General features: G+C 62.3%; 9 protein-coding genes. 6 read left to right on the top strand and 3 right to left on the bottom strand.

What is annotated here, in order from left to right; all coding sequences use genetic code 11:
- The first annotated feature begins 235 nt into the window (after window positions 1-235).
- From aceK to RGV59_RS28120, 5 genes are all read left to right on the top strand, one after another.
- Window positions 236-1957: a bifunctional isocitrate dehydrogenase kinase/phosphatase gene (aceK, locus tag RGV59_RS28140; protein WP_046489433.1), complete on the top strand. Its 1722-nt coding sequence runs from the start codon at window positions 236-238 to the stop codon at window positions 1955-1957.
- Between the two features lie 70 nt (window positions 1958-2027).
- A complete protein-coding gene (gene hrpA, locus RGV59_RS28135) occupies window positions 2028-5939 on the top strand; it encodes an ATP-dependent RNA helicase HrpA (protein ID WP_126585488.1) in 3912 nt (1303 codons plus the stop codon).
- Window positions 5940-6167: 228 nt separating this feature from the next.
- Window positions 6168-7289: a beta-ketoacyl-ACP synthase III gene (locus RGV59_RS28130; protein ID WP_017845271.1), complete on the top strand. Its 1122-nt coding sequence runs from the start codon at window positions 6168-6170 to the stop codon at window positions 7287-7289.
- Between the two features lie 85 nt (window positions 7290-7374).
- Complete coding sequence (locus RGV59_RS28125; protein ID WP_017845272.1) at window positions 7375-7989, top strand: RNA polymerase sigma factor; 615 nt, start codon at window positions 7375-7377, stop codon at window positions 7987-7989.
- Window positions 7983-8216: an anti-sigma factor family protein gene (locus RGV59_RS28120; RefSeq protein WP_017845273.1), complete on the top strand. Its 234-nt coding sequence runs from the start codon at window positions 7983-7985 to the stop codon at window positions 8214-8216. Before RGV59_RS28125 ends, RGV59_RS28120 begins: the two co-directional genes overlap by 7 nt.
- 120 nt (window positions 8217-8336) lie before the next feature.
- Here RGV59_RS28120 and RGV59_RS28115 read toward each other — a convergent pair whose 3' ends face one another.
- Window positions 8337-9659: a putative porin gene (locus tag RGV59_RS28115; protein ID WP_017845274.1), complete on the bottom strand. Its 1323-nt coding sequence runs from the start codon at window positions 9657-9659 to the stop codon at window positions 8337-8339.
- 284 nt (window positions 9660-9943) lie between these two features.
- Between RGV59_RS28115 and RGV59_RS28110 the strand changes: the two genes are divergently transcribed.
- Window positions 9944-11068, top strand: a complete 1125-nt coding sequence (locus tag RGV59_RS28110; protein ID WP_126585487.1) for a GNAT family N-acetyltransferase — start codon at window positions 9944-9946, stop codon at window positions 11066-11068.
- Window positions 11069-11080: 12 nt separating this feature from the next.
- Here the strand turns inward: RGV59_RS28110 and aqpZ are convergent, their stop codons facing one another.
- Both aqpZ and RGV59_RS28100 read right to left on the bottom strand, forming a co-directional pair.
- Window positions 11081-11782 (bottom strand): aquaporin Z, encoded by a 702-nt coding sequence (aqpZ, locus tag RGV59_RS28105; RefSeq protein ID WP_046382463.1) that lies wholly within the window; start codon window positions 11780-11782, stop codon window positions 11081-11083.
- Between the two features lie 176 nt (window positions 11783-11958).
- On the bottom strand, window positions 11959-13791 hold the full coding sequence (locus tag RGV59_RS28100) for an ABC transporter ATP-binding protein (RefSeq protein WP_046382464.1): 1833 nt from the start codon (window positions 13789-13791) through the stop codon (window positions 11959-11961).
- Window positions 13792-13798 lie beyond the last annotated feature (7 nt).

The raw sequence follows: 13798 nt of genomic DNA, 5'->3' as shown, positions 1-13798 counted from the left end.
GCGGCGAGTGTTGCCCAGCCTCCGGCTCGACACAATCGCTGATTACCGGAAAAACCGCGTCACCGGCCTCTGCTGGCCAATTTGCGCGGGGGGCAGCGCTGAGTGTTTCCAGCAACGCCCATAAATCTGCGAAATGAACGAAAGTCCACAAACTAGCATGCTAAATGACTGCTTCTCCTGGCTCCCTTGACTGGCTAAGCTCTGGGCTTCCAGATACCCGTCCGAGGTTTCCCGCATGTCGCAGCGCACACCCGCCCTCGCTATCGCCCAGATGATCCTCGATGGCTTCGACGATTACCGCGAGCACTTCCGCCAGATCACCGATGGTGCCCGTGAACGTTTCGAAAAGGCCCAGTGGCAGCAGGGCCAGGCGGCTTCGGCGGCGCGTATCAACCTGTATGAGGAGAAAGTCAGCGAAGTGACGAGCCGCCTGCGGGCGAGCTTCGATGACGCCACCCTGATGGACATCGAGGCCTGGCCGTTGGTGAAAAGCGCCTACATCGGCCTGATCGACCTGCGCTTTGACGATGAGCTGTCCGAGACCTGGTACAACTCGATCTTCTGTGGCCTGTTCAGCCATGACCTGATCAGTGACGGCTGCATGTTCGTCCACACCACGCGGCCGAGCCTGCGCCGGGCGAGGGCGGCGCAAACCCGGGTCTACACCCCAGTCGGCAAAATTTCCGACATGCTGGCGCAGATTTTCGCTGATTACAGCTTCAGCGAGCCCTACGCGGACCTGCCGGCCGACCTGCGCCGCCTCGAAGTGCAACTGCGCGAGAACCTGCCGGACTGGGTGTGCAAGGACCCTGAGCTGAAGGTCGAGCTGTTTTCCTCGGTGCTCTACCGCAACAAGGGGGCCTACCTTGTCGGACGCATCTACACCCGTGACGAGCAGTGGCCCCTCGTGATTCCGCTGCTGCACCGCGAAGGGCAGGGCATCCAGATCGACGCGCTGATCACCGACGAAGCCGATGTGTCGATCATTTTCTCCTTCACCCGCTCCTACTTCATGGTCGACGTGCCGGTGCCGGCGGAGTTCATCGGCTTCCTCAAGCGCATCCTGCCGGGCAAGCACATTGCCGAGCTGTACACCTCGATCGGCTTCTACAAGCACGGCAAGTCGGAATTCTATCGCGCCCTGATCAACCACCTGGCCACCACCGACGATCAGTTCATCATGGCTCCCGGTATCCGCGGCATGGTCATGAGCGTGTTTACGTTGCCGGGCTTCAACACGGTGTTCAAGATCATCAAGGACCGCTTCTCGCCGTCGAAAAACGTCAGCCGCGCCACCGTGATCGAGAAGTACCGCCTGGTCAAAAGCGTCGACCGCGTCGGGCGCATGGCCGATACCCAGGAGTTCGCCGATTTTCGCTTTCCGTTGAGCAAGTTCGAGCCCGAGTGCCTGGCCGAATTGCTCGACGTGGCCGCCAGCACCGTTGCCGTCGAAGGCGACACCGTACTGATCCGCCACTGCTGGACCGAACGGCGCATGACCCCGCTCAACCTCTACCTCGACAACGCCAGCCCCGCCCAGGAGCGCGAAGCCCTGGAAGACTATGGCCTGGCGATCAAGCAACTGGCGGCGGCGAACATTTTCCCCGGCGACATGCTGCTGAAGAACTTCGGCGTCACCCGCCACGGCCGCGTGGTGTTCTACGACTACGACGAGATCTGCTACCTCACCGAAGCCAACTTCCGCCACATCCCCGCGCCCCGCACGCCGGAGGATGAAATGGCCTCGGAGCCCTGGTACTCCATCGGCCCGCTGGATGTGTTCCCCGAAGAGTTCCCGCCGTTCCTGTTCGCCGACGCCGGCCAGCGCAAGCTGTTCGATCAACTGCACGGCGAGTTGTACGATGCCGACTACTGGAAGGGCCTGCAGGACGCGATTCGCGCCGGAAAGGTCATTGATGTGTTTCCATACCGGCGCAAGGAACGCGAGAACGAATGAGGGGCGCGCATGCCGGCGGTTTTCTGCGACAATCCGCCCCCTGCATAAATAGACGACCAAAACGCACCTGATGACTGACCAAGCGCCCGCTATCGACCAACTGCTGAAAAACCTCGATCACGCCATGCTCGCCGACCGCCACCGTTTGCGGCGGCAGTTGCTCGAGCTGCGCAAGAAGCCCGATGAGGAGAAGCTGGCGCAGTGGGTGACGCGCATGCAGGCGTCCTGCGCCCAGGTCACCGCGCGGCGCGCCAGCCTGCCGCTGATCCGCTACGACGACAGCCTGCCGATCGCCGCCAAGCGCGACGAAATCAAGGCGGCGTTGCTCAAGCATCAGGTGCTGATCATCGCCGGCGAGACCGGCTCGGGTAAGACCACCCAGTTGCCGAAAATCTGCCTGGAGATCGGTCGCGGCCAATACGGCCTGATCGGCCACACCCAGCCACGTCGGATCGCAGCGCGCAGCGTCGCCAGCCGGGTTGCCGAAGAGTTGGCCACGCCGCTCGGCGCACTGGTCGGTTATCAGGTGCGCTTCGAAGACCAGAGTGATTCCAACACCCTGATCAAGCTGATGACCGACGGCATCCTGCTGGCGGAAACCCAGAACGACCGCTACCTCGAACGCTACGACACGATCATCGTCGACGAAGCCCACGAACGCAGCCTGAACATCGACTTCCTGCTCGGCTACCTGAAAACCCTGTTGCCGCGTCGCCCGGACCTGAAAGTCATCATCACCTCGGCCACCATCGACCTGGAGCGCTTCTCCAAGCATTTCGACGATGCGCCGATTGTCGAAGTGTCGGGCCGCACCTTCCCGGTGGACACCTGGTATCGCCCGCTGACCCTGGAACAGGACGAGGAGGGCAACCGCGTCGAGGACGACTTGACAGTCGACCAGGCGATCCTCGCCACCCTCGATGAAATCGCCGCCTACGAGCGCAGCGAGCGGCGCAGCCCTGGCGACGTGCTGGTGTTCCTGCCGGGCGAGCGCGAGATTCGCGATGCCGCCGACATGCTGCGCAAGGCCCAGCTCAAGCACACCGAGATTTTGCCGCTGTATGCGCGCCTGTCACCGGCCGAACAGCAGCGCATTTTCCAGTCCCACCCGGGCCGGCGCGTGGTGCTGGCGACCAACGTCGCCGAAACCTCGCTGACCGTGCCGGGCATTCGCTATGTGATCGACAGCGGCACCGCGCGCATCAGCCGCTACAGCTACCGCGCCAAGGTGCAGCGTCTGCCCATCGAGGCGATCTCCCAGGCCAGCGCCAACCAGCGTAAAGGCCGCTGCGGCCGGGTCGAGCCGGGGATTTGCATCCGCCTGTACAGCGAAGAAGACTTTATCGGCCGCCCGGAATTTACCGACCCGGAGATCCTGCGCACCAACCTGGCGGCTGTGATCCTGCAGATGCTGCACCTGCGCCTGGGCGAAATCAGCGACTTCCCGTTTATCGAACCGCCGGACGGCAAGGCCATCAGCGATGGTTTCAACCTGCTGCAAGAACTGTCGGCGGTCGACCGCAACAGCCAACTGACCCCGCTGGGCCGCCAGTTGGCGCGCTTGCCGGTGGACCCGCGCATGGGCCGCATGCTGCTCGAAGCCGCCAAGCTGGGCAGCCTGCAGGAAGTGCTGATCGTGGCCAGCGCCATGTCGATCCAGGACCCGCGCGAGCGCCCGCCGGAACGCCAACAGGCCGCCGACCAGGCCCACGCACAATGGAAGGACGCCGATTCGGACTTCGCCGGGCTGGTCAATCTGTGGCGCGGCTTTGAAGAGCAACGCCAGGCACTGACCGCCAGCCCGCTGCGCAACTGGTGTCGCAAGAACTTCCTCAACTACTTGCGCCTGCGCGAGTGGCGCGATTCCCATCGCCAGTTGAGCCTGATCTGCCGCGACATGCAGCTGAGCCTCAACAAGGAACCGGCCGACTTCGCGAAACTGCACAAAGCCGTACTGTCGGGCCTGCTCAGTCAGATCGGGCAGAAAACCGAAGACGGCGATTACCTCGGTGCGCGTCAGCGGCGCTTCTGGATTCACCCGTCGTCGGGCATCGGCAAGAAACGTCCGCAGTGGCTGATGACCGCCGAGCTGGTCGAAACCACCAAGCTGTACGCACGCATGGTGGCGAAGATCGATGCCGACTGGATCGAACCGCTGGCCGGGCACCTGATCAAGAAAAACCACTTCGAACCGCATTGGGAGAAGAAGCGCGGCCAAGTGGTGGCGTTCGAACAGATCACCCTGTTCGGGCTGATCGTGGTCGGGCGCCGGCCGGTGCATTACGGGCCGGTCGACCCAGTGGTGTCGCGCGAACTGTTTATCCGCGAAGGCCTGGTGCGCGGCGAAATCCAGTCCCGGGCCAAGTGCCTGACCGCCAATCAGCAGTTGCTGGAGCAGCTCGACGAGCTGGAAGCCAAGGCGCGTCGGCGCGACATCCTGGCCGACGAAGAGACGCTGTACGCGTTCTACGATGCGCGCTTGCCGGCGGAGATCCACCAGACCGCGACGTTCGACAGCTGGTACAAGGTCAACAGCCAGAAAGACCCGCAATTGTTGATCATGCGCGAGGAAGACGTGCTGGCCCGCGACGCCAGCGAAGTCACCGCCGCGCATTACCCGGACACCCTGCACCTGGGCGACCTGGCGCTGGCCTTGAGTTACCACTTCGAACCCAACCACCCGCGTGACGGCGTGACCTTGCGCGTGCCGGCGCCGCTGTTGCCGGCGTTGCCCGCCGAACGCCTGGAATGGCTGGTGCCGGGGGTGATCGAAGCCAAGTGCATCGCCCTGGTGCGCAACCTGCCCAAGGCCCTGCGCAAGAATTTCGTGCCGGTGCCGGACTTCGTCAGGGCCGCCCTGCAACGTATCGAATTCGCCCAGGGCTCGCTGCCCCAGGCGCTGGGGCGCGAACTGCTGCGCATGACCGGCGCGCGCGTCAGCGATGAAGCCTGGGCCGAGGCCGCGCAACAGGTGGAAAGCCACCTGAAGATGAACCTGGAAGTGGTCGACGGCCAGGGCAAGTTTCTCGGCGAAGGCCGCGACCTGGCCGAACTGACCGCGCGCTTTGCCGAGGCCAGCCAGGCCGCGTTGGCCGTGCCGCAAACGGCAAAAAGCCAACAGCCGGTGGAAGCCAAGGTGTTCGCGGCGGTGGCCGAGAAGACCCAGCAAAAGATCGCCGGGCTGTCGATGACGGTGTACCCGGCGCTGGTGGAAGAAAACGGTACGGTCAAGGAAGGACGTTTCTCCACCGCCGCCGAGGCCGAGTTCCAGCACCGTCGGGCCTTGCAGCGCCTGCTGATGCAGCAATTGGCCGAACCGGCAAAATTCCTGCGCGGCAAATTGCCCGGCCTGACCGAGCTGGGCCTGATGTACCGCGAACTGGGGCGCATCGAGGCGCTGGTGGAAGATATTTTGCTGGCCAGCCTCGACAGCTGCGTGCTGGAAGGCGAAGCCAGCCTGCCGCGTGACGGCGCCGGGCTGGCGGCGCTGGCCGAGCGCAAGCGTGGCGGTTGGACCGAACACGCCGAGCGCCTGGCGCGCTTGACCCTGGACGTGTTGAAACTCTGGCACGGCCTGCAAAAGCGCTTCAAAGGCAAGATCGACCTGGCCCAGGCGGTGGCCTTGAACGATATCAAGCTGCAACTGAGCAATCTGGTTTATCCCGGCTTTGTGCGCGAAACTCCGGCGCAGTGGTTCAAGGAGTTGCCGCGTTTCCTCAAGGCGATCGAGCTGCGTCTGGAAAAACTGCCCAGCCAGGTGCAAAAAGATCGGGTGTGGAGCGGCGAGCTGGCGGGCCTGTGGGCGCAGTACCAGAACCGTTTGAACAAGCATGCCCAGGAAGGCAAGCGCGACCCCCAGCTAGCGCTCTATCGCTGGTGGTTGGAGGAATATCGGGTGTCGTTGTTTGCCCAGCAGTTGGGCACCCGGGTGCCGATTTCCGACAAGCGCCTGAGCAAGCAATGGAGCCTGGTCGAAGCGTGATCACCCCAATGGGCAATGGCGCTTATCCGGGATATGGCGCCAAATCCCCAGGTTTGTGGCAAACTTCGCGGTTATAAATGCCGGGAGCGTCGTGATGGGCTGGTGTGCAGCCGCGGCGCGATGGAATAAAGCGTTGCCAGTTTGATGCCCGCTGGACGGAATCAAACGACTTACAGTTTGGTACGACGGTACCAATATCTTCTGCCTGACAGATTTAGAGGAACGACCGTGCATAACGTCGTCATCAGCGGCACTGGCCTGTACACCCCGGCCAACAGCATCTCCAACGAAGAGCTGGTGCAGTCTTTCAATACCTATGTGCAGCAGTTCAACACGGAGAACGCCGCCGCCATCGAACGCGGTGACGTGCAGGCGCTGACGGAGTCCAGCGCAGCCTTCATCGAGAAGGCGTCGGGCATCAAGAGCCGTTTTGTGATGGACAAGGACGGCATCCTGGACCCGCAGCGCATGACCCCGCGCCTGCCCGAGCGCAGCAACGACGAATGGTCGGTGCTCTGCCAGATGGCCATCGGCGCCGCCGAACAGGCCCTGCAGCGCGCCGGCAAGACCGCCGCCGACATCGACGGGGTGATCGTCGCCTGCTCCAACCTGCAACGCGCCTACCCGGCCATCGCCATCGAAGTCCAGGAAGCCCTGGGCATCGCCGGTTTCGGCTTCGACATGAACGTGGCGTGTTCCTCGGCGACCTTCGGCATCCAGAACGCCGCCAACAGCATCAAGCTGGGCCAGGCCCGGGCGATCCTGATGGTCAACCCGGAAGTCTGCACCGGCCACTTGAACTTCCGCGACCGCGACAGCCACTTCATTTTCGGTGACGCGGCCACTGCGGTGATCCTCGAGCGCGCTGACCTGGCGACCTCCGAGCACCAGTTCGACGTGGTCAGCACCAAGCTGCTGACCAAGTTCTCGAATACCATCCGCAACAACTTCGGCTTCCTCAACCGCGCGGCGGAAGAGGGCATCGGCGCGCCCGACAAGCTGTTCGTGCAGGAAGGCCGTAAAGTCTTCCGGGATGTCTGCCCGATGGTCGCTGAGTTGATCGGCACGCACCTGGCGGAAAACCAGTTGAACGTGAACGACGTGAAGCGCTTCTGGTTGCACCAGGCCAACCTGAGCATGAACCACCTGATCGTGAAGAAGCTGCTGGGGCGTGAAGCCACGGTGGAAGAAGCACCGGTGATTCTCGACACCTACGCCAACACCAGCTCGGCGGGTTCGGTGATTGCGTTCCACACTTACCAGGACGACCTGCCCAAAGGCGCCGTGGCGGTACTCAGTTCGTTTGGCGCCGGCTATTCGATCGGCAGCGTGATCCTGCGCAAACGCTGATCCTGCGGCTCGCCGCGGTCAAATGTGGGCGCTGGCAAACCAGCCCCACACAGATCGCGTTCTCACTTGGAAACCGAGGTCTCGAATGGCAGTAGCGGACGACGCGCACCTGCTTGAACGCTTGCTCAAGGGCGAGCAGCGGGCCTACAAGGAATTGGTCAGCCAATACCAAAGCGCCATGCGCGCGGTGGCCTATGCGATTGCCGGTCAGCGTCATGCCGACGAAGTGGTACAGGACGCCTGGCTGTCGGTGGTACGCAACCTGCCAAAGTTCGAAGGGCGCTCCAGCCTCAAGACCTGGCTGCTGACCATCACCGCCAATGCCGCCAAGAGCCGCTACAAACAGAATCGTCGCGAAGTGTTGCTCGATGATTTGCCCTCGCCCCACGGCACGATCGGCGATGAGCGTTTCAGCGCGGATGACGGTCACTGGGCGGTCGCCCCTTTTGCCTGGCACCAGGACACCCCGGAAGCCCTGCTCACGGAGGACGAACTGCGCAAATGCCTGGAACATACGTTGCTGAGTTTGTCGGAACTGCAAAGCAGCGTACTGGTGCTGCGCGAACGCCAGGGCCTGGAGTTGGAGGAGATTTGTAATCTTCTGACGCTTTCGCTCTCCAATGTGCGGGTGCTGTTGCATCGCGCACGGCTTAAAGTCTTCGCCACGGTGGAGCATTTTGAGGAAACCGGCGAATGTTGACGTGTAAAGAGCAAGTGGCGCGTTCCAGTGACTTTCTCGATGGTCAGTTGACCTTTCGCGAGCGGCTGCTGGTGCGTCATCACTTGATGTTCTGCCCTAATTGCCGGCGTTTTATCCGTCAGATGCGCTTGCTGCAGGCGACATTGCGGATCATGCCGCAGGCGCCGGTACAGGATGTGGATGCCTTGGCTGAACGGCTGGCCGCCGAGCGGCGCAAGGATCAGTAACGGCGGGGGGAAGGCAGACTCGCATGGGGGAATCGGACGGATGATGGGGACCGATTCACCCACGCCAGGCTGTTACAGCCACCCCGGGCCATCCTGGCCCAAGGCGTGTCGCACTTACAGTTAGAACTTGGCTTCAGCATCCAACTGCAGGGTGTTGGTGTTGGCATCACGCTGCGTGCGGCTGGCGTAGTCAGCCTTGGTCAGGAAGTACGTGGCGCCGACGGCGAAGTTCTTGTCGATGTCGTAGCTGACCTTCATCTTATGACCGCGCGAACCGGTGGTGCCGTTGGCGAAGTCCGAATCGGTGAAGGCGCCTACCACAGCGTTACGTTGTGTATCGCGGTAGTTGTAGTCCAGGTTGAAACCGAACACCTTGGACTTGGCACCCAGCAACCAGGCGGTGTCCTGATCGGTGGAAGCATCGTTGTTCTTCACGTACTGACCGTAGAACGCCAGCGGCACGGCCAGGCCACCGATGTCGGCTTGGGCAAAACCTTCGTACAGACGGAATTGTTCGTTCGCCGAGTTGCCGTTGACCGCCAGTGCGCAAGGCGTGGTGCTGCTCGTACAGGTGCTGTTTTCGTCGTTCTGGTAGGCGTAGATACTGCCGCCCAGGGTCATTTTCAGGTTGTCGGTCACCGAGAAACGCGTGCCCAACTGGCCGGAAGTCAGGCGCAGGTCGTGGCGGAATTGCACGCCGTCGCCGTCGACGTTGTCCTTGAGGTTGTAGTTACCGAGGCTGCCGAACAGCTCGGCGCTGCTACCCAGCGGGTATTTGTAGGTCAGGGCCAGACCTTCCGGGTTGATATCGCTATCCCAGATCACGTCGCCCATGTTCACCCATGGCTGGAGCATCTTGCCGCCGATGACGTGCAGGTTCTTGATCTGCTTCGGGTGGTAGTCGATGTAGCCGAGGTCCAGCCAGATCGACTTCTTGTCGAAGTAGTTGTCCTGGTCCTGGTTGGTGGAGCGGGCATCGTCGCTGCTGCCGGTGGCGATACGAATGCCGGTATCGACCTGGTCGTTGATCTCGGTGTAGGCGCCGAGACGGGCACGGATACGCTGACGGTCCTTGTCACGGCCACCGTTGTTGGATTCGCCCTGGATCTTCACGGTTTCCTGACGGAAGCGCACGTCACCCTTGAACTGGGTCTTGGCGGCCCAGGCAAGTTTCTGGTCGAACACGCTCAGGTCGTTGGCTTTTTTCGCGGTGGCCGCGATCTGTTCGTTGGTCTCTTGTTGAGCTTGCTGTGCGATCTGCTTTTCTTTCTGATCCTTGGCCAGCTCAGCTTGCAGTTCAGTGTACTGCGATGCCGAGATTTGACCGTTGGCCTTGAGCATGTCGAGCAATTTAGCGTCGACTGCAGCGCTGGCCGGAACGCTCAGGGCCAGCAGCAAGCCGCCACAAAGGGCCGCCGCAGTTTTAGTGGAAGCAAGACGCATATCAATCTCCGAAAGTGAGGAGGGATGGCAAACCATCCAGGACACAACCGACCGATGACGGACGGAAAAATAACTGCCGGGGTAGAACCAGGCGCGCTAAAAACAGGCGTCAGTATCGCGATCGTTTATGACGGCGCAGTGGCGAACTGATGTCAGGTAGATGACAAATTATTTATAAACGGAACTATTGGTTTAGAGCCTTGTCCGGCGATTTGGAGGTGTGTCGGGAGCGGCGATAAGCGATACTCGCGAGGCTTTCACGCCCTGAAGTAGTGAGGATGCCGATGCCGCTGCAACGCCTGGACAGCCTGTCCGAAATCGCCCCGCAGGCCTGGGACGCCCTGGTGCCGCAGGCCCAGCCCTTTGTGCGACATGCGTTCCTGAGCGCGCTGGAAGACAGCGCCAGCCTCGGCCCGCATTCGGGTTGGCAGCCTGAGCATTTACTGCACTGGGACGGTGATCGGCTGGTGGCGGCATTGCCCGGTTATCGCAAATGGCATTCCTCTGGCGAGTACGTCTTCGACCACGGCTGGGCGCAGGCCTGCGAGCGGGCCGGCATCGATTACTACCCCAAGCTGTTGGTCGCCGTGCCGTTCAGCCCGGTCAGCGGCCCGCGCCTGTTGGCCGCCAGCGCCGAAGACGGTTTCGAGTTGCTCGGCAGCCTGCCCGGTTACCTGGAAATCGAAGGGCTCTCCAGCGCCCATATCAACTTCACCGACCCGCTGGCGGATGACGCCCTGGCCCGACAGCCGGGCTGGTTGTCGCGCCTGGGCTGTCAGTTTCACTGGCAGAACCGCGGCTACCGGGATTTCCAGGACTTCCTTGACGCCTTGAGTTCGCGCAAGCGCAAACAGATGCGCAAGGAACGCGAACAGGTGGCGGGGCAGGGCATCGAGTTCGAATGGTTGCAAGGCCATGAACTGAGCGAGGCGCAGTGGGATTTCGTCTACGCCTGCTACGCCAACACCTACGCGGTGCGCCGCCAGGCGCCGTACCTGACCCGTGCGTTTTTCAGCCTGCTGGCCGAACGCATGCCCGAAGCGATCCGCGTGGTGCTGGCCAAACAAGGCACACGCCCGGTCGCGATGGCGTTCAGCTTGATCGGCGGCGACAGCTTCTTTGGGCGTTACTGGGGCTGCCTGGCGGAATTCGACCGCCTGCATTTCGAAACCTGCTTCTACCAAGGCATGGATTACGCCATCGCCCACGGCTTGCAGCGCTTCGATGCCGGTGCCCAGGGCGAGCATAAATTGATTCGCGGGTTCGAGCCGGTGATCACCCGGTCGTGGCACTACCTGCGTCATCCAGGGTTGAAGACGGCCGTCGAAGACTTCCTGGAGCGCGAGCGGGTGGGGATTCTGGCGTATGCCGAAGAGGCGAGGGCAGCCCTGCCGTATCGGCAGGGCTGAACCCGTTTTGCCTCAGGCCGGCTCCTCCTTGCCCAACCATCGATAGACCACGCCGCCGATCACCGCGCCGAGGATCGGCGCGAGCCAGAACATCCACAATTGCTGGATCGCCCACCCGCCCACGATCAGCGCCGGTCCCGTACTGCGGGCCGGGTTGACCGAGGTGTTGGTCACGGGAATCGAGATCAGGTGGATCAAGGTCAGCGCCAGGCCGATGGCGATGGGGGCGAGGCCCTTCGGGGCACGCGGGTCGGTGGCGCCGAGGATGATCAGCACGAACATCGCTGTCATCACCAGCTCACAGACAAACCCCGCTGCCATTGAATAGCCGCCAGGCGAATGCTCGCCATAGCCGTTGGAGGCCAGGCCTGACGCCAGTTCGAACCCCGGTTTGCCGCTGGCGATCACATACAACAGCGCAGCGGCGACAATGCCGCCAATGACCTGGGCAACGATGTACGCCGGTAACTCCCTGGCCGGAAACCTGCCGCCCACGACCAGCCCCACCGATACCGCCGGGTTGAGGTGACAACCGCTGATGTGCCCGATGGCGACCGCCATGGTCAGTACCGTGAGCCCGAAGGCCAGGGCCACCCCCAACAATCCGATGCCGACTGCGGGAAACGCCGCGGCCAACACCGCACTCCCGCAACCGCCCAGCACCAGCCAAAACGTACCTAAACCTTCTGTGACTGAACGCTTGAACAAAGACATGTACCCGTCCTTGATAGATCGCTCTACCGAATCAGTAAATCAGTGATGCTCCCTGCGATTTACTTCAGCGCCCGTCTTGGCACTGCACTGAGTACAGCACGGTTGCGGCACAAATCCAGGACACCCATGTGGGAGCAAGCCCCTCCCACCTTTTGAGTTGTATAGGCCCGGCAGTTTCAGTCGATGCCGACGAAGCCTCCGGTCTGGTGCTGCCACAGCCGCGCATACAGCCCGCCGTGGGCGAGCAACTGGGCATGGCTGCCGGTCTCGGCGATCTGGCCTTTCTCCAGCACCACCAGGCGGTCCATCCGCGCAATGGTCGACAAGCGGTGCGCAATCGCAATCACCGTCTTGCCTTGCATCAGGGTTTCCAGGCTTTCCTGGATCGCCGCTTCGACTTCCGAGTCCAGCGCCGAGGTGGCTTCGTCCATGATCAGGATCGGCGCATCCTTGAGCAGCACCCGCGCGATGGCGATGCGCTGGCGTTGCCCGCCGGACAGTTTCACGCCGCGCTCGCCCACATGGGCATCCAGCCCGGTGCGGCCTTCGGCGTCCGACAGCTGCGGGATGAACTCATCGGCACGCGCCTTGCGTATGGCCGCCCAGAGTTCTTCGTCGCTGGCGTCCGGTTTGCCGTACAACAGGTTCTCGCGGATCGAGCGGTGCAGCAGCGACGTGTCCTGGGTGATCATGCCGATCTGTTCGCGCAGGCTTTCCTGGGCAACCTCGGCGATGTTCTGGCCGTCGATCAGGATGCGCCCGCCTTGCAGGTCGTACAGGCGCAGCAGCAGGTTGACCAGGGTCGATTTGCCTGCACCGGAGGGGCCGATCAGGCCGATTTTTTCACCGGCCTCGATGGTCAGGTTCAGGCCGCCAATGATCCCGCTCTTCTTGCCGTAGTGGAAATCCACCTGCTCGAAGCGCACTTCACCATGGGGCACGGTCAGGCGTGGAGCGTTGTCGCGGTCGACCACGGCCAGCGGCTGGGCGATGGTTTTCAGGCCGTCCTGCACCATGCCGATGTTTTCGAAAATGCCATTGACCACCCACATGATCCAGCCGGACATGTTGACGATGCGAATCACCAGGCCGGTCGCCAGGGCAATCGCGCCCACGGAAATCAGCGAATGGGTCCACAACCACAGGGCCAGGCCGGTGGTGGTGACGATCAGCAGGCCGTTCATGGTGGTGATCACCACGTCCATGCTGGTCACCACGCGGCTGGCCAACTGGGTTTTTTCGGTCTGCTCGATGATCGCTTCCTTGGCGTATTCCTGCTCGGATTGGGTATGCGCGAACAGCTTCAAGGTGGTGATGTTGGTGTAGCCATCGACGATGCGGCCCATCAACTTGGAGCGTGCCTCGGAGGAAATCACCGAACGCGCTTTCACCCGCGGCACGAAGTAGCGCAATGCCAGGCTGTAGCAGACGATCCAGGTCACCAGCGGGATCATCAGGCGCCAGTCGGCTTCGGCAAACAGCACCAGGGAACTGATGGCGTAGATCGCCACGTGCCAGATCGCATCCACGGCCGCCACGGCGGAATCGCGCAGGGAGTTGCCGGTTTGCATGATGCGCTGGGCGATGCGCCCGGCGAAGTCGTTCTGGAAGAAGTTCAGGCTCTGCTTGAGCACGTAGCTGTGGTTTTGCCAACGGATCAGGCTGGTCATGCCGGGGCTGATGGTCTGGTGGACCAGCAGGTCATGCAGGGCGCCGAAGATCGGGCGCAGCAGCAGGGCGACCACGCCCATCCAGATCAGCTCGGTGCTGTGGATCTGGAAAAAGTTCGCGGGCGGAGTGCCCTGGGCCAGGTCGATGATGCGGCTCAGGTAGCTGAACAGCGCGACTTCGATCAGTGCGCCGATCAGGCCCACCACCAACAGCGCGGCGAAACACGGCCACACCTGACGCAGGTAGTAGAGGTAGAAGGGCAGGACTTTATCGGGAGGGGCGGCGCTGGGCGCGTCGCGGAAAATATCGATCAGTTGTTCGAAACGACGATAGAGCATTAGGGTT

The organism is Pseudomonas sp. FG1 (genome assembly GCF_034313875.1).
GTDB lineage: Bacteria > Pseudomonadota > Gammaproteobacteria > Pseudomonadales > Pseudomonadaceae > Aquipseudomonas > Aquipseudomonas veronii.
The sequence above is the reverse complement of the archived record's forward strand: the minus strand, read 5'-3'. Positions and strand labels throughout refer to the sequence as shown.